Source organism: Paenibacillus sp. HGF5, from assembly GCF_000204455.1.
GTDB lineage: Bacteria > Bacillota > Bacilli > Paenibacillales > Paenibacillaceae > Paenibacillus_AQ > Paenibacillus_AQ lautus_A.
The window spans coordinates 61,034-78,034 of the sequence record NZ_AEXS01000017.1; the positions used below are offsets into that span (position 1 = coordinate 61,034).

A 17,001-nucleotide genomic window follows, 5' to 3' on the forward strand; every position below is an offset into this window, starting at 1 on the left:
AGTCCCCCTTATGTTAGCCTTTCGATACGGTGATTTCGACTTCATCCGGACGGTACACCGATAACAGGTCGCCGCTCGCATCCACTGCGAACAAGATCGAACGATCCGCCTCGAGCACGAATGAATAGATAAGGCCGGTTGAAGGATCCTTCACCTCGACGTTCGCATCCCACGATTGCTCTGAGCCGAAGACGAAGAGGGCTCCTTCTTCAAACGTTACTTTGCGTCCGTATACGCCGGAATGTTCTCCGCCTTGATTCCAGATCAGTCCCGTGTCGGCTGCGGACAACTCCAATGCATGCCGGTACAAAGCGGAAATGGCGTCGATCCGGTCGTTCAGTTCCACCGGAAGCGGGCTCCAGAGCAGACGTCCTTCTCCAAGCTTCACGTCCACGAGCGAGTCGCCGGCTGCGTCTGCCGGTTTAGCCCCGCTGCCTGCCGGAATTTCTTTGCTCAGCTCGGCAATCTTGCGATGACCATATGAAACGGGCCATGCACGATCCCCTAAGCGCAAGCTTTCTTCCCGGCGCACATTTGCCAGCTTGCGTTCGCCCAGCTCTGCGGCCATGCGATCAACCGGATGCCAGTAAGCATCCAGACCGATCGGACCGGTCAGGAGCAGCGTGGCTCCCGTTTCCTCTACGATCGTTATCAATTCGGCGAACGCCTGATCATCCACATTGTGGGCGCTCGGCAGAATGATGAATTTCGCCGGATTGCTGCGCAGCGAGCTTAAATCATATTCCCCAACGGCACGGAACGGCACGTTCAGCTCGTAAGCAAGCGCGCGCGTCGCCTTCGTCGTCGCTTCAAAAGCAAGCTTCCGGTTGGAGAAATCGTTGGAATAAGGGAAGATGACCGCGGTCTCTTCAAGCTTCCGGCCTGCAAACAAATCCCGGATGCCTTCCATGAAGGAGCCGAAATCATACGATACATCCGCTTCCGGTTTCTCCGTGCCATCGGCGCGGACAGCTCCGATATGCGATTCATTGGCATTATCCATGTAGAAGTTGGTGTTCCAGATCCAATGAATGGCTCCTGCGCCACCGGTAGAGAAGGCGTAAGCATATTTGCGCTCCAGCAGGTTCCGAAGCTCGGCTTCGCTCCGCTTCGCCCGGCCGTCCGGTGTTTCCACGTACATAATGCCCGTTTCCTGAATCAGGTTCGGTTTATCCGGCGTTTTGGCAAAGATGCCGTCCCAGATCAAATAGTCGTTGAACCACCAGGAGTGAACCGTCGTATAGTCCACGGCTTCGGCATAGAAGAACGGGGATGGACGCTGTGCGCCAAGCGCCTCGTCTTGTCCGACGGTCACCATATGGTCCGGGCACACCGCCTTGATATCTTCATATAATTCCTTGGCCCAGCGGTTATGCATATCCATGGAGAACAATACATAATCGAGCCATTGCCCGCCTTTTTTCCCCTGGTGCATGTCTTGAACGTCAAAATTAATGGCTTGAGGCTCCGGAGGAACCACGGAGTCAAAACCCGGCAGCTGATCGGCCGTCATGTTCCAGCGTTCCTGTAAACGCTCAATCGAGCCGTGACGCTTCTTCAGCCAATCGACATAAGCCTGCCGCTCGAACGGATCCTTCGCCGAACGCGGACCGTCCGAGAAAATTTGCGGCGGATCGAACATGGAAGGCTCGTTGATCAGGTCCCAGTCCACATTCTTTGTGTCTTTGTGCCTTGTCACGATGGAGCGTATGAAACGCTTCTGCGCTTCCACGCTTCGCGGATCGAGGTAAGGATTCTGGCCTTCCCATGTCTCCGGCGTGAAGGAGAAGAAGGTAAACGTTACCTGCAGATCATGCTTCTTCGCCGTTAACAGGAAGGCGTCAATCGAACGCATAACCTCCTCGGATGCATGCCCGTCCACCTGCATAATATTGCGATAAGCGGTCCAAATGCCGGTGCGGATCCAGTTGATGCCGGCCCCCGCATTTGCGCCATATCACGATCCCATACATCCGTATTCGGAAGGAACAGGAATTTACGCGCGACATCGGACGTCATGTACGTCATGCCGACAACCGGCATCGGACGGCCGTCCTTGATGAAGTAATCCCGGTTGCAGGTTACGGGCGAGCCTGCCTGCAGCAGCTGCGGATCAGCTCCCCAGAAGCCTTGTCTCAGCCTGCGGATTTCTCCGTCCGGCCCTTCGGCTTCGCACACCACGCGATAAGCTCCCGGCTTGATATCGAGTGCAACCGGGATGCGCTGTACATAAAATTGCCCGGTCACGTCCACGGTAACGGTATGATTCCATTCGGAAGATTCATCCCCGTCGTGCTTGACAGAGATGCGGAACGTCCAGCTCTGCGGCTCATGAACCTGCAGGCCCCGGCCAAGCCTTTGCGCCTGCAGGGTCAGAATCGCGCGCTCGCCGGACTCGTAGGTCGCATAATTCGGCTTGATCCACAGCTCGGTAATCCCCTTCGCGCAGAATGCCGCCCAGCGGCGCACCTCTGCTCCTCCATCCTGTTCCCAGAAGGAAGCGGTGAGTGGCTGATTCACAAACAGCCAGCGTCCGCCCAAGAAAGGTCCGCCGACATTTTCCCATAGAACAACCGGAGCGGCGACCTCTCTCCCGTTCGCCGTGCTTCCCTTAAGGAGCGGATAAATCCGGGTATCCATCGGCCCGGCCGATCCCATTTGGTGAGGCAGATCACTGCTCTTGGTGACATGCGGAACCAAATTCCACGTATCGCTGACGGTTAACCGTTCCCGGCTGCTCTCCATCAGCGGTATAACGTCGCTTGCAATCAAATGATCGACACGCCCGCTGTCCACAGGCAGCACCTCATGAATATGAAGCTGCTGGTGATACGCCGTCTGTTCGTGCTCCACCACCCAAGCGCCGTCCTCTTTGCGGACAGGACGCTTGAAGGGTGCGCCGCCAACGCTGACCAAGCCGCCGCCGTTTCTCAGGAAGTCCAGAATCGCTCTCCAGGCGGATTTCGGAAAATAAGGCGAGTGCAAATTGACAAAGCTTGCACCTTGTCCGCCTGACGATGCCAGCGCTTCAGCGAGGTCCTCGGCGCTGCATACCGCATCAAATGCATTCAGAGCCGCGGCGCTAGCCGGCAAACCGGCAGCTTCTGCTGCCGGAAAGGACGGATCATAGAATACAATCAGGCGCCCGCTCATAGAATCCCTGCTTTCATCGCCTGATACACCAATTGCGAGAACAGGCTGTTGGACCAGGCAAACCACGATCTGGTGAAGACTTTCGGATCGTCGGCATGGAATCCTTCATGCATGAAGCCGGTATCGGCATCGGTCGCTTCCAGCAGCGCAATCATCTCCAGCTTCTCTTCTGCCGTCTGTGCCGTAATTCCCTGCATGGACAAGGCCATATGCCAGATATAATCCGGCGGCGTATGCGGACTGCCGATTCCTTTGGCAACAGCGCCCTCGTAGTAGAAAGGATTCTCTTTGCTGAGCGCGAACCGTCTGGTGTTTTGGTAGATTGGATCATCCGCGGAGCAATACCCCAGATAAGGAATGGACATCAATCCTGGAGTGCCCGCATCATCCATCAGGCAGTAATTTCCGTAACCGTCCGTTTCATAGGCGTAGATCGGTCCGAACTCCGGATGACGATAGATGCCGTACAGCTGAATTCCGTGATCCACGTCAGCTTCAAGTCGTTTCAATTCATCCAGCAGCTTCATGTCACGGAATACCCATTCCGCGAATTCCTGCATTTGACGAAGGGCCACAACGGCGAACATGTTCCCCGGAATGTTGTAGTGGAAATCACAGGCATCGTCGCTTGAACGGAAGCCCGACCAGATCATGCCCGTATAATTCACCGGCATGCCGAGACCGTTGTTGCGCAAGGAATCGGTTGGAATTCCGTTATCCCGCGTGAAACGGTAAGGCGATTTCTCGAAATGGTGCTGTTCGGTTTTAAACAGCTCGATGATTTTGATCATAGCCGACTTAAAGTTGGCGTCGAACACATCCGTCAGGCCGGTTTCCTTCCAGTACAGGTAGGCCAGGCGAACGGAGAAGCACAGCGAATCGATTTCGAATTTGCGCTCCCATACCCATGGCGACATGTCCGTTTCGTCGGTCGTGTTCCAGTGCCAGTCGTTGGCCGATTCATTGAAGGCATTGGCATAAGGATCGATATGAATATATTGAAAATGGCGTTTGATCAATCCGCTTAGAATCCGCTGAAGGTGCGGATCGTTCTTGGCAAACGGAATGTAATGGATCACTTGCTCTACCGAATCGCGCAGCCACATGGCCGGAATATCGCCGGTGATCACAAATGTCGTGCCATCCTCCATCAATTTGGTGGTTGTTTCCAGCGTGTTCGGGAACGTGTTCTTGAACAGCTGAAGCAGCTTGGGACGGTGCGCCAGCTTTTCTTCGGCCTCTTGCAAAACCGCCTGAATGGATTGCGGCAGCTCTAGCTCCGGCATTGGTATTTTGGGGAGTCTGAATTGTTCCATGATTTGTTCTGGCTCCTTTGACTAAGTATGTTGTGTGGTCAATTTGATGGTTTTGATCTCGTACGGCAGGAATTGAAGGGTTAGCCTTCCTTCCGCGATATCCAGTTGTTCGAGTTCTTCTTCCAAGGCGTTGGATCGATGGACCCTTTCGCAAGGATAAGGCCAGCTCACTGTTGCCGCATCCCGGCCGCCCGCGGACTCATACATCCGAAGGACGTACCCCGTGCCGTCTTCTGCCGGCTTAACGGTATCCAGGATAACGTGATCGCTCTCGAAAGGAATAAACGAATGCACGGCAGGCTGCGAACCCTTCTTCGAACCTGTTCTCACCCATGGCAGATCATGATTAAGCTCGGCTGCTTTGCGGACGATTCCGGCGCTTCTCCAGTCTCCGTTATGCGGATAGAGGGAATACGTGAACTCATGCTCTCCCAAATCCGCCGTGACATCCGGCCATTTCGGCGCGCGCAGCAGCGACAGCCGGATCGTGCTGTCCTGAACATCATATCCGTATTTGCAGTCGTTGATCAGGCTGACGCCGTATCCATGCTCCGACACATCCGCGAAGCGGTGTCCGCAGACTTCATATTGCGCCTGCTCCCAGCTCGTATTACGATGAGTCGGTCTCTCAATGGTTCCGAACGGAATCTCGTAGGTGGCCTTCTCGGCAACGACGCCGATCGGGAAACCGACTTTCAGCAATTTATGCGATTCGTTCCAGCTGACAAACGTCTTGAAGTCGATCCGTCGGTCATGATGATAAAAAATCATATCCTGCGTGATCTCCGACTGATGAATGCGCCAGCGGAAACGCAGCACATCCTGGACTTCGCCCGCAGACACCAGCTTCTTCTCGATCAGCTCGGCATCGCCGGCGGATTGCTCCTCGTAGCGGGTATCGATATCCCACGCATCCCACAGCGTCGGACGGTCATGGAAGAAGTGGAAACGATTCGCGGCTTCGCCCGGCTTGATTACTTCCCGTTGTGCTTCTTTATCCCACAGGCTCGTGATTTCGCCGCGCTCGTTAAAGCTGACCTTATAGAAATCCGTTTCCCAAGAATCTGCGAACACTGTAGTAGACTTCTCCGCTGCCTTTCCGTTTCCTGCCGAAGGCTTCAACCAGATGGTTGTGTATCCCAAAGCCGGGATGCCTTGAACATGAACGTTCAAGCGCTGCGAGGTTTCGCCGTTCTCTCCGGATAAGGCATCGAATAGCAGCGGCGAGCCATCCGAATCGTACGGTGTAAGACCATGCTCTACTTCTAGCGAGATGACGGCGTCTCTTCTCCATCCAAGTCCGTTGAAGATAACATACGGAACGCCTTCCCCTTCTGTATCGGCCTGGTCCGCCAATACCTGAAGCCCGAGATTCAGGCTATGATTTCCTTTTTGGAATACCTCTTTGTATTCCTTCTCGGAGGTCACGTAAGATTCCGTTATCGCGGAACCCGGAATAATATCGTGGAATTGATTCAGCAAAATCAGCTTCCAGCCGTCATGCAGCTCGCTGACGATGCCCTGCTTCTTCTCGTTGTCCATCGACGGGAAAGCTACCGAGTTCCATAGCTCCGCCTCGCGGAACAGGATTTCCGCTTTCCGGTTATGGCGCTTGTTTCGTGCATGCGTCGTATAGGTGCCGCGATGAAGCTCCAGGTATAAATCCCCGCGCCATTTCGGCAGCTTCGGCTGAGCTGCGTCGATCCCGTCAAAAAACTCGGCAGCCGTGCTGTATTTGTTGGCAGGCTGGCCGACCATCAGCTCGGCCCGGTTGATGTATTCCAGCATCTCGCGAGTTACGCCTCCGCCGCCGTCGCCGTGTCCATACAGCAGCATCTGCTCCGGATGAACGGCCTTTTGACGGTACGACTGCCAATGCTCGTGAACGTCCTTCGGCAGCGTGTTCTCGTTCACGCCATGGTTCAGATAGGAGAGCATCGGCGTTCCATCGATCCCGACCCAATGGAATAGATCGTACGGGAACACATTCGTATCGTTCCAGCCAAGCTTGGTTGTCATGAAATAATGAATGCCGCCATGCTTCAAGATTTGAGGCAGGGATGCACAGTATCCGAACGTATCCGGCAGCCATTCGATTTGCGATGTCAGGCCAAACTCTTCTTGATAGAAGCGCTGCCCGTACAGCATTTGACGCATGAGGGATTCCCCGCTCGGAATGTTCAGGTCCGGTTCGACCCACATCCCGCCGACCAGCTCCCAGCGCCCTTCCTTGATTCTGGCCTTCACTCTCTCGTACAGCTCGGGATCGTGATCCTTCAGGAATTGGTACAGCAGCGGCTGACTCTGAGCGTACTTGAATTCGGGATATTCGTTCATCAGCGCATCCATCGTGGAGAAGGTGCGGCTTGTTTTTCGTACGGTTTCGCGAACGGGCCACAGCCAGGCGATGTCGATATGGGACTGGCCCACCATATGCTCGGTGCCTTCAGAATGGCCGCCTATGGCTGCGACCGACTGTTTCAGATCATGCTCAATCGCGGTTACCTCGGCACCATCCCGAATGGCAGCGTCATTCAAGCCTACGAAGCGATCCATGGCCTGATACAGCGCCTCCATCAAACGGATGCGCCGCATATCGGTATCCGGCAGCAGGATAAGCGAATCCCGGATCACGGTAGCGGTGTACATCAGGCTCTGGACAGGCACGTTTACGCGGACAAGCAAACTTTGTACGCGGGTAATCGGTGGCTGAATGACAGCCTGCTGATTCAGCGGGTCGACCGGCTCCGGAATCGGATCGAACAATTCGATCTCAAGCTCCATGTTCATTCCGGTGCGCTTCGGATCCAGCGTAACGAAAGTATGATTCCGGTCCAATCCCTGATAAGACGCGCCATTAATGCGCAGCAGCCCCTCGCCCCCGGATTGAAACACGAGCCCAAGCGCTCCATCTGCCCATTGCGGGAGTAACTCAAGATTCCTCCTAAAGAAATAGGTTGTCCCCTGCGTGCTCGGAAACCTGTTGAAGTTCTGCCCCTCCGGATAAGGGGCCGTCTCTTCGTACACGCCCGGAACCATGTAAGTGGACCGGGTAATGTTCCAATCTCGAAGCTCCGTCGATTCGAGCCACTGCCGCTCCGACAGTTCGCGTATAAAGCGTCGAATACGTTCCATTGATTAATCCTCCTGTACGGTCAGATCTGCACTAAGCGTATCGTTCACATGCCTGCCTAGCATAACACGGAACAGCCCGGGTTCAACCACCTGCCGGTAATCTTGACCGATATATTGAAGCTGTTCCGGACCGATCGTGAATTCCACCTTGCGCCGCTCTCCGGGCTGCAGGGAAATTTTCTGGAAGCCCTTCAGTTCACGGGCGGGTCTTGTATATTTGCTGGCGGCATCGCTTACGTATAATTGTACAACCTCGGACCCTTCACAGTCACCGCTATTTGTAACGTTCACGGAAACAACGGCCGTACCGTCCGTTCCGATCACTTCTGGAGTCATTTGAATATCCGAATAACTGAATTCGGTATAGCTTAGCCCGTATCCGAACGGATAACGCGGCTGGGAATCCTCTTCAAGGTAACGCTTACCGCGCGACCGCTTGCCGTTATAGTAAACCGGCAGCTGCCCGACATGCTTCGGTATCGACATCGTCAGCTTGCCGGACGGATTCACGTCCCCGAACAAAATGTCCGCTATCGCATGTCCGCCTTCCTGTCCAGGATACCATGCTTCCAGAATCGCATCGGCATGCTCGTCGATCCACGGCTCCGCGATCGGACGGCCGTTGATGTACACCACGATCATCCGCTTGCCAAGCTTATGGATCTCCTGCGCCAAATCCAATTGAACGCCGGATAGCTGCAGCGTCATCCGGTCAATGCCTTCGCCGCAATCCATGTCGCTTAAAGCATCGTCCGTGACCTTCGAGGCCCCTGTGCGCAAATCAATCGTGCCTTCGCCAAAATCGCGGGCGCTGGAACCGCCAAGCACCATAACCACGGTATCGGCCTGTTCCGCACAAGACAATGCGAATTCAAAGCCCTCCCTGGAATCGTCCTTAATGCGGCATCCCGGAGCGTACAATACGCGCTGCGCTTCCTCTCCCAGTTTCGCGCGGATTCCGCCAAGCACGGTGGTCACGGCTGCCGGCGGCTGAGGAGAGGTGTAGTCTCCAAGCTGATTGTATCCCTGATCGGCATTAGGTCCAATGACGGCAATCACGCCGCCTTCCTTGGATAACGGCAGAGCCTTTGCTTCGTTCTTAAGGAGAACGATGCCTTCTGCCGCAAGCTGCCTGGCAAGCCCGATATGCTGCCCGCTGCCGATCACGTTCTCGGCTGTCTGGGGATCCACGTAAGGATTCTCGAACAATCCGAGCTTGAATTTTAACGTCAATACACGGCGTACGGCCTCGTCCAATACCGAGACCTCCAGCTTGTTTGACTCGACAGCCTTCTGAAGATGCTTGCCGAACATCTCGCCAGACATCTCCAAATCGATGCCGGCGCGGATGGCCTGCACAGCGGCATCCATTCCGTCTTCGGCGGTATCGTGGCCGCTGGCCAGCATATCGATGGCGCCGCAGTCGGTGATTACCATGCCGTCAAAACCCCACTCCTTGCGGAGAATGCCGTCAAGCAGCTCCGTATTGACGGTGCATGGCACGCCGTCAATCTCGTTATAGGCGGGCATAATGGAGGCCGCTCCCGCTTCCACGGCCTTCTTGAACGGCAGCATGTCCACTTCCATCAGCTCACGCGTGCCCATGTGCACGGGTCCGGCATTTCTCCCGCCTTCCGAGCTGCCATAGCCAACGAAATGCTTCAAGGTCGCCGCAACGCTGCTCGGGCTGTCCAGGGACTCGCCCTGAAGGCCTTCCACCGATGCGACCGCATATTCGCTGATCAGGTACGGGTCTTCACCGAAGCATTCCTCGGTACGTCCCCATCTTGGATCGCGCACGACGTCGAGCACCGGCGAATAGGTGACCGCGCCGCCCTGGCTGCGTGTTTCCAGCGCGACGGCCCGGCACATGTCGCGGTATAAATCCAAGTTCCACGTGCTCCCGATGGACAACGGCACCGGAAAGACCGTGCCGCCGATGGCCATGTGACCATGCGAGCATTCTTCCCCGATCAGGATCGGAATGCCAAGTCGGGACTGCTCAATGGCGTACCGCTGGATGTGATTGACGGCTTCCGCTCCTTCACGCGGAGAAAGACCGGTCTCAAGTGTTACACCGGTCCATGGATCAGCGCGAAGGGTCCCGTAAAGGGATCCGACGCCGCCATTTTTAACTTGCTCTTTAAATGAATCCGTTAATGTAATCTGACCTTCATTCACCTCATAGGTCTTCCAGCCGAACGGCTGGATCAGCTGCCCCACCTTTTCCTCCAGGTTCATCAGGCCAAGCAGATGTTCCACTCTTTCCGCAATGGGTTTACGGGGATCTTTATAAGTCATCTTATACCCTCCGGTACTTGAAGAATTTATTCTTTAACCGCGCCGATGGTCAGACCTTGAATGAAGTAGCGCTGGAAGAACGGATAGGCCAGAATAATCGGACCGGTTGCCAGAACGACCATCGCCATCCGCGAAGTATCCTGCGGCATGCTCTGAAGAGCGGCCATGCTAAGGGATGAGTTCTGCGAGTTCTGCAGGATGAACTGCATGCTGGTTTCGATCCGCATGAGCATGGATTGCAGCGGAACCAGGTTCGGATCGTCGATGTAGAGCAATGCGTTGAACCAATCGTTCCAATACCCAAGCGTGCTGAACAAACCGATGGTAGCCAGACCCGGCAGGGATAGCGGCAATACCAGCTTGTAGAAAATCTTAAACTCGCTCGCACCGTCGATTTTACCGGATTCGATGATGGCGTCCGGAACGCTGGTGCTGTAGAACGTACGCAGAATCATGATATAGAAGGCATTGAGCGCCAAAGGCAGAATCAAAGCCCAGATGGAATCTTTCAGACCCAGCAATTGCGTTGCTACGATATAAGTCGGTACCAGACCCCCGTTGAACAGCATCGTGAAAAATGCGAAGAACGAGAAGAAGTTCCGGTATCTGAACCCTTTGCGGGAGATGGCATAAGCATAAAGCGAAATGATGAACAGACTGAGCAGCGTACCTACGACCGTGACAAAGATCGTTACGCCGTAAGAACGAAGAAGCGTGTCGCCTGTCTGGAATACGTATTTGTAAGCTTCAAGACTCCATTTCTCCGGCCAGATTTGGTATCCGTTTCGGGCCAGTGAGCCTTCGTCTGTAAATGAGATGATCATAACGAACAGGAACGGAAATACACACAGGAACGAGAAAATACCGGCAATCAGGTTGAATACGACATTCCACCCGGATGAAAGCTGATGGAAATCTTTCATCTTGCTTTTCGATTTGAACACATCACATACCCCCTTCTTGATGATTGATCGATTAGAACAATGCGTTATCCTTGTCGTATTTACGAACGATATAGTTGGATACCATAACCAGAATAAATCCGACAACCGACTGGTACAGACCCGCAGCCGTACTCATGCCGATCTCGCCCGTTGTTTTCAGACCGCGATATACATAGGTATCAATGACGTTCGTTACGGAATACAAGGTTCCCGAATCCCTTGGCACTTGATAGAAGAGACCAAAGTCAGCGTAGAAGATTTTACCGATCGCAAGAAGAGTCAAAATGGTCATCAGCGGTTTCAGCATCGGAAGCGTGATGGCTTTAATCTGCTGCCATTTGTTCGCTCCGTCAATCATCGCCGCCTCGTACAAGGATTTGTCGATCCCCATGATCGCCGCCAGGTAGACGACGCTGTTATAACCTACGGATTTCCACAAACTGATCAACGTCAGGAATATCGGCCAATACTTGGCTTCGGAATACCACTGAACCGGCTCCATGCCGAACCAGCCCAGAATCTGATTCAGCATCCCTTTATCCATGCTCAGGAAACTGAATGCGAAATAACCTACGATAACCCAGGACAGGAAGTACGGCAGAAACATGCCGGTTTGATAGACTTTCGCCAATTTCTTGTTCACGATTTCAGACAATACGATAGCCAGCGCTACGGATAGAATGAGACCTAATATGATGAACACGAAATTATAAAGAACGGTGTTGCGCGTAATGATGTAAGCATCGTTGGTACTGAACAGGAATTTAAAGTTTTGGAATCCTACCCATTCACTATTAACGATACTTGCCCAGAACCCGTCTCGGCTAAAGCGGTATTCCTTAAATGCAATAATGGTCCCGAACATGGGCAAATATGAGAATAAGAGAAACCACAGGGTCCCCGGCAAAACCATGAACAGCATGGCCTTATTCGTCATAATATTTTTGAAAAACTGTCCGATTGCTCTCACGCTTACCCCTCCTCGTGATGTGCATGAAATGAACAAAAGAAGGGCGGTGAACATCCGCCGCCCCGTCCTTGTTCATGCTGCAGCGGCATCTGCTGCCCCTTAGGGCAGGCAGGCCGCTTCATGCATTGTTATTACTTGCTTGCTTTCCAAGCATCAATTTGGCTTTGTGCTTCAGCGATGATCTTATCCAGACCAGCAGCTTTCAGCTTTTCATTCGCTTTTGGCAGGAACTCTTCAGGATTGACGGTACCTGTCATCAGCGGCGCCCAGAACTCTTCTTTTACGTTGTTGACAGCAGCGAGCTCTGTGGATACTTTGGTTGGATCGAAGTTGAAGCCGAGAAGCGGAGCAGGCTGGCCGGACTCGTTAAACTTCTTGAACTCTTCCCATTTGTTCTCAGGATCTTCAGGATTCAAGTAAGTCAGCATGACATTGCCAAGCGCAAAGGTAGGCATGTCGTAGTTTTTCGATTCTGGCAAGTTTTCCATTACGTTCTCGCTAAGCTTCTTGTAGTGCACGCCTTCGATGCCGGAGTCAACCAGGTTACGAAGATATACGTCGGTGTTCAGCAGGTTCAGGAACTCCATTGCTTTCTCAGGGTATTTCGAGTTTGCGGAAATCGCTTGCATCGAACCCATAACCGACCAGTTAAAGATGTTTGCATCGCCGGCAGGAGTAGATACGACCGGATAGCCGTAGCTTTGGCTCCACAGGTTGTCCGCGAATGGCTGTGTAGCCGCACGGTCCGTGAACCAGTTGCCGGATGTCATCAGATCTTGCGTCGAAGTTGTTGTTGCAGCTTCTGGGGAGATGTATCCCGCTTTGTAGTACTTGTTCATCAACTTAAGCATATCCAACGTTTCCGGCATTTCGAGGAAGTTCACGACTTTCAGTTCTTCCTTGTCGTCCAGGTATACGGCCATTGGCATTTTTTCGATGATGTAGTCAAATGGAAGCAATGGTCCGAAGTCTTTGCTGATGGCCAAAGGCACGACGTTCGGTTCGTTTTCCTTGATCGTTTTCAGCAGCGGCTCTAAGCTTTCCATCGATCTTACGTTCGAAATATCGAGATTGTATTTATCGAGCAATGTTTTGTTAAAGCGCCATGCTTCTTGAGCAGGAAGTTCTTTGTTGGCCGGAATCGCATAGTTGTGTCCGTCAACCTTGGAACCTTCCAGGAACGCCGGATCGATTGCTTCTTTAATGCCTTTTCCGTGGCTTTCGATCAGCTCGTCCAATTCCATGAATGCGCCTTTACGTGCGTTCTGCACATAATCGAACGCCCATGAGCTCGTGAACAGGATATCCATCGGTTCGCCGGAAGCTGCCATAACCTGCATCTTCTGGTTGTAATCCCCGAAGTCGATCATTTTCATGTCAACGGTTACACCAATCTTCTCAGCAGTGTATTTATTGATTTCTGCCTCAACCTTGTCAACATCCTTTTGAGGTGTTCCGATGGTGTACCAGATCAGCTCAACCGGTTTCTCGGCAGTTCCCCCGCCGTTTCCTGCACTCTCTTCTTTATTGCCTCCGCATGCAGACAACAGCATGGACGCGGACAATAAAAGCGTTAGCGGCAGGAGCCATTTCTTTTTCGATTTACTCATGTTTATCCTCCCTTTTGAATCCTTGTGTCTCTACACATATAAGGTTATCCCATGAAAGCAGTTTCACATAGGCGAAAAATTAAAGGTATTATGGTGAAAATAAAGAAAAAAACTCTGATTCTATCAATCAGAGCATTCCTCTAAAATCCCTCGGCGATACGCCGACGAATTTTTTGAACTGTTTATAGAAATAACCGGTTTCCCAATAACCGACATTTTTTGCGATATCCTGCACTTTTGTCGAAGAGTTCCGAAGCAGCTCCTTGGCCCGCTCAATCCGGTACCGGTTAATGTACTCCGTGAAGTTTTCTCCCGTCTCTTTATGGAACAGATGACCCAGATAGACCGGATGGATATGATAGTTAGCTCCCAGCACCTTCAACGACAAATCCTCGTTGTAATGGTGCTGGATATGATTCAGAATCTGCTGGATGACAGGACTCTTCACGTCATTGTTGAGCGAATCGACCAGCCCGCCGACCCCATCCTTTACCGCAGTGATCAGATCGTCGATCGATACGGAATCCATAATATCGGTAATTGTATTTTTCACGAAATCAGGGGCGGCCGTATACTGGATATCGTTCAGCTCCAGTTTCAGGCGAATGACCATTTCGACCGCGATGCTCTTCAAGGTTGTCGGGTTCATTCCCTGGGTGTGGCGAAGCCGGTCAAAATCGCTGTCGATCAGATCGAACAGCACCTGCTTGTCCCTTCCAGCGATGCCTTTGGCATACTCGGGCCACTGTACCGAATAGGATTCCGCCGCTTCTCCCTTTTTGGCCTGAACATCAACATAATCCACGTAGGAGGGCTGCTCCAGAACAAGATAGTATTCCTGGGCTTCCTTGGCATGGAGATAACTGTCCTTGTAATTCCCGCCGAGGCTCTCCACGCTGCCGAGCGAGATGCTCAGCTCTTCTTCATAGCACTGCTCCCGCACCTGCTGCAGCAGGCGGATTGCCCTCGCTTTTTCCGTATCCGGGTCTTTCATCATGAAGATGACCACATGGTCGCCGTCGTTGTCCCGGAAATACAGAACGCCCGGCTCCTGGTCCATTAATTGATACAGGCAGTTCTCCAGCGGCGTGAAGTCCGCTCTCAGGATAGATGCCATAACATAGGGCAAATTGAGATTCAATCCCAGAAGGGTCGCCCGCTCCTCCAGCTCCTCCGGCTCGATCCGGTCGGTGATCCAGCGATACAGGATGTTGCTCCGCAAAATATTGATGTCATACTCGTCCAGTCTCATTTCCCTTCTGGATTTGTTCATTTTATCCGTTGTGCTTGCAATCGTTTCTTCCAGCTCCTTGAGGTTGATCGGCTTGAGCAGATAATTCTCGATCCCGAGCCGCATGCCTTCCTTCAAATAGGCAAAGTCGTCGAAACCGCTCAGGATAATCACCTTCAGATTACGGTTTAATTTGCGTGCGCCCTCAATCAATTCAAGCCCCGTCATCACCGGCATCGATATATCCGTTATAAGAATGTCGACCGGAACGACCGCCATCTTCTCCAGTGCCTGACGGCCGTTCTCCGCATGACCGACCACCTCGATGCCATACTTCGACCAATCCACGACATCAACCAATCCCTCTATAATGAACGGCTCATCGTCCACGATAAATACCTTATACATCGTTATTCAGCTTCCTCTCTGTCACCGGAAATTTCACTGTCACCGTCGTTCCGTTACCCGGCTCACTCTGGATGTCCATTCCGTACGAACTTCCATATGTCAGCTTTAATCGCTCATTCACGCTCCGCAGACCAAACGATTCTCCGCTCGACTCGGCCACATCCAGCCGGGATTTGATTTCCTCGAGCCGCTGCGGCGGGATCCCTTTCCCGTTGTCCTTGATCTCGATATGGACCTCGTCATCCTCCTGCGTCGCGTTGATGGTCAGCCAGTTATCGTCCTGATCGCTGCGCAGGCCGTGAACGATATAATTCTCAATCAGCGGCTGCAGCGACATTTTGATCATCGGCACATGCTTGATTGGATCGTCGCAGTGCATTTTGTAAATATACTTGTCCTTATAGCGAATGCGAAACAGCTCCAGATAAAGCCTGCACGCTTCCAGCTCATCCTTCAGCGTATAGTGGGACTTATGCTGAACGATATTCTTGAACAGCATCGACAAGCTGTAGATCATATCGCCGACGTCCTGCGCCCCTTGCGAGAGAGCCCTCATTCGAATCACTTCAAGCGTGTTGTATAAAAAATGCGGGTTGATTCTCGCCTGCAGCGCGGACAGCTCCGCGTTCTTCTGGTTAATCTCCGCTTTATACACCTTATCGATGTAACGGGAAAGCTCATCCAGCATTTCATTGAAGCTGCCTGCGATTTGCCCCAGCTGATCGTCCTTGGTATCCTGCATCCGGGCCACGAACTCTCCCTTCTCGACCTTGCGCATAAAACGGATAATGTTATCGGTTCTTCTGGAGTAATTGACGATCATCAAGGAAGGGATGGACACCGCAATCACGATGCATAGCAGGGCCGCAATGATAATGGTGCTCTGCAAGCCATGGAACGATTCCGCGATTTCGCGCTTGGGCGTGATGCCCACCACCGTATAGCCTGCCTGATTATGGGCTGCCGTTGTAATATAGGATTCCTCATCGAGGGTCACGGTTTCCTTGGAATTCAGCAGCTGGTCGGCATACGGATACTTCTCGCCGTAATATTTGCCGGAGGAGTCAAACATCACGCGGCCGTCGCCCGACAACACCAGAACGGAGCCCTTCAGGGAATCGTCGCTGTTGTTCAGCACGGCATCCAGCGCATCCGTTCGATACAAAATAAGCAGCTGTCCCAAATTTTTGTAAGTGGTCATATCATTAATCGGGCTTCGGATCGAGAACAACGGCAATGTCACGTCTCCGGCCAGCTTGCGTATCCATAGATTCGGCAATGTGACGCTCTGGCTTTCGAGCGCCATCACGTCGGGAATGTAGGAATGCGTGGCATTCGCCTGATACAGCCTTGTCATGCTGCCCTGCTTGTACACGTAGACATACTGCTTCTCCGCGCTGTACAGCATGATGTTCTCTATATCCGGATCATCGTCAAGCCTCTGCTTGAAATAAGCGACTACGCTGTCCGAATTGGACTGCCCCCCGCCCGCGATCCGATTCATTCGCTTGGCCATATACTCGTTGAACGAGTTCATGAGAAAATAGGAAGTGTCAATGCCCAAAGAGCTGTTGCGGTATAAGTCGTTCACATAGGACTGGGCATTCTCGTATTTTTGATTCAGGTGTCGTTCCACCCGCTCCACCGCACTCCGCTGGATGTCCAGCTCGCTGCGGACGGCCGATTGAAACAAGAAGTAATACATAAGAAACGATAAGGTGACGATGGTAACTACCGCAATCAGGGCGATTAACAGCAGCATCTTGGTAAACATATTATTTTTAATATATTTTAGATATAGCCTTGCGGGAGACATCGGCTTCCCCTTCCTGGTGTAAACGTTGTAACTGCTTAACATATTAAATATAACATCGGCCGACCGTCCTCAACGGATGAAATTTCTACCAAGTCATGAAGGTGTAATTTGCCTATT

Annotated in this window: 8 protein-coding genes and 1 pseudogene; all 9 read right to left on the reverse strand. The window is 52.6% G+C overall.

The features are described from left to right. Window positions 1–13: 13 nt before the first annotated feature. The 9 genes and pseudogenes from HMPREF9412_RS02160 to HMPREF9412_RS02200 all read right to left on the reverse strand — a co-directional run bounded on the left by HMPREF9412_RS02160 (window position 14) and on the right by HMPREF9412_RS02200 (window position 16,884). Window positions 14–3,153, reverse strand: a pseudogene (locus tag HMPREF9412_RS02160) (beta-galactosidase). Continuing rightward, window positions 3,150–4,469, reverse strand: a complete 1,320-nt coding sequence (locus tag HMPREF9412_RS02165) for a glycoside hydrolase family 125 protein (RefSeq protein ID WP_009589677.1) — start codon at window positions 4,467–4,469, stop codon at window positions 3,150–3,152. Before HMPREF9412_RS02165 ends, HMPREF9412_RS02160 begins: the two are co-directional and overlap by 4 nt. A 21-nt stretch (window positions 4,470–4,490) precedes the next feature. Next, complete coding sequence (locus HMPREF9412_RS02170) at window positions 4,491–7,604, reverse strand: alpha-mannosidase (protein ID WP_009589596.1); 3,114 nt, start codon at window positions 7,602–7,604, stop codon at window positions 4,491–4,493. A gap of 3 nt (window positions 7,605–7,607) precedes the next feature. After that, window positions 7,608–9,905: a glycoside hydrolase family 3 N-terminal domain-containing protein gene (locus HMPREF9412_RS02175; RefSeq protein WP_009589595.1), complete on the reverse strand. Its 2,298-nt coding sequence runs from the start codon at window positions 9,903–9,905 to the stop codon at window positions 7,608–7,610. Between the two features lie 26 nt (window positions 9,906–9,931). Further along, window positions 9,932–10,828, reverse strand: a complete 897-nt coding sequence (locus HMPREF9412_RS02180) for a carbohydrate ABC transporter permease (protein WP_036666173.1) — start codon at window positions 10,826–10,828, stop codon at window positions 9,932–9,934. 52 nt (window positions 10,829–10,880) lie between these two features. After that, window positions 10,881–11,810, reverse strand: a complete 930-nt coding sequence (locus tag HMPREF9412_RS02185) for an ABC transporter permease (protein ID WP_175320733.1) — start codon at window positions 11,808–11,810, stop codon at window positions 10,881–10,883. A gap of 140 nt (window positions 11,811–11,950) precedes the next feature. Then, window positions 11,951–13,429 carry an ABC transporter substrate-binding protein gene (locus tag HMPREF9412_RS02190; protein WP_009589669.1) on the reverse strand — a complete coding sequence of 493 codons (1,479 nt, stop codon included), beginning with the start codon at window positions 13,427–13,429 and terminating at the stop codon, window positions 11,951–11,953. 127 nt (window positions 13,430–13,556) lie between these two features. Further along, window positions 13,557–15,068, reverse strand: a complete 1,512-nt coding sequence (locus tag HMPREF9412_RS02195) for a response regulator transcription factor (RefSeq protein ID WP_009589604.1) — start codon at window positions 15,066–15,068, stop codon at window positions 13,557–13,559. Then, window positions 15,061–16,884, reverse strand: coding sequence for a sensor histidine kinase (locus HMPREF9412_RS02200; RefSeq protein WP_009589678.1), 1,824 nt, complete (start codon window positions 16,882–16,884; stop codon window positions 15,061–15,063). The genes HMPREF9412_RS02195 and HMPREF9412_RS02200 overlap by 8 nt, the downstream gene beginning before the upstream one ends. Window positions 16,885–17,001 lie beyond the last annotated feature (117 nt).

Excerpts from the sequence above, each read along its gene's own strand:
- HMPREF9412_RS02200 (WP_009589678.1), bottom strand. The coding sequence starts at position 16,884 with ATGTCTCCCGCAAGGCTATATCTAAAATATATTAAAAATAATATGTTT.
- HMPREF9412_RS02195 (WP_009589604.1), bottom strand. The coding sequence starts at position 15,068 with ATGTATAAGGTATTTATCGTGGACGATGAGCCGTTCATTATAGAGGGA.
- HMPREF9412_RS02170 (WP_009589596.1), bottom strand. The coding sequence starts at position 7,604 with ATGGAACGTATTCGACGCTTTATACGCGAACTGTCGGAGCGGCAGTGG.
- HMPREF9412_RS02190 (WP_009589669.1), bottom strand. The coding sequence starts at position 13,429 with ATGAGTAAATCGAAAAAGAAATGGCTCCTGCCGCTAACGCTTTTATTG.
- HMPREF9412_RS02165 (WP_009589677.1), bottom strand. The coding sequence starts at position 4,469 with ATGGAACAATTCAGACTCCCCAAAATACCAATGCCGGAGCTAGAGCTG.
- HMPREF9412_RS02180 (WP_036666173.1), bottom strand. The coding sequence starts at position 10,828 with ATGAAAGATTTCCATCAGCTTTCATCCGGGTGGAATGTCGTATTCAAC.
- HMPREF9412_RS02175 (WP_009589595.1), bottom strand. The coding sequence starts at position 9,905 with ATGACTTATAAAGATCCCCGTAAACCCATTGCGGAAAGAGTGGAACAT.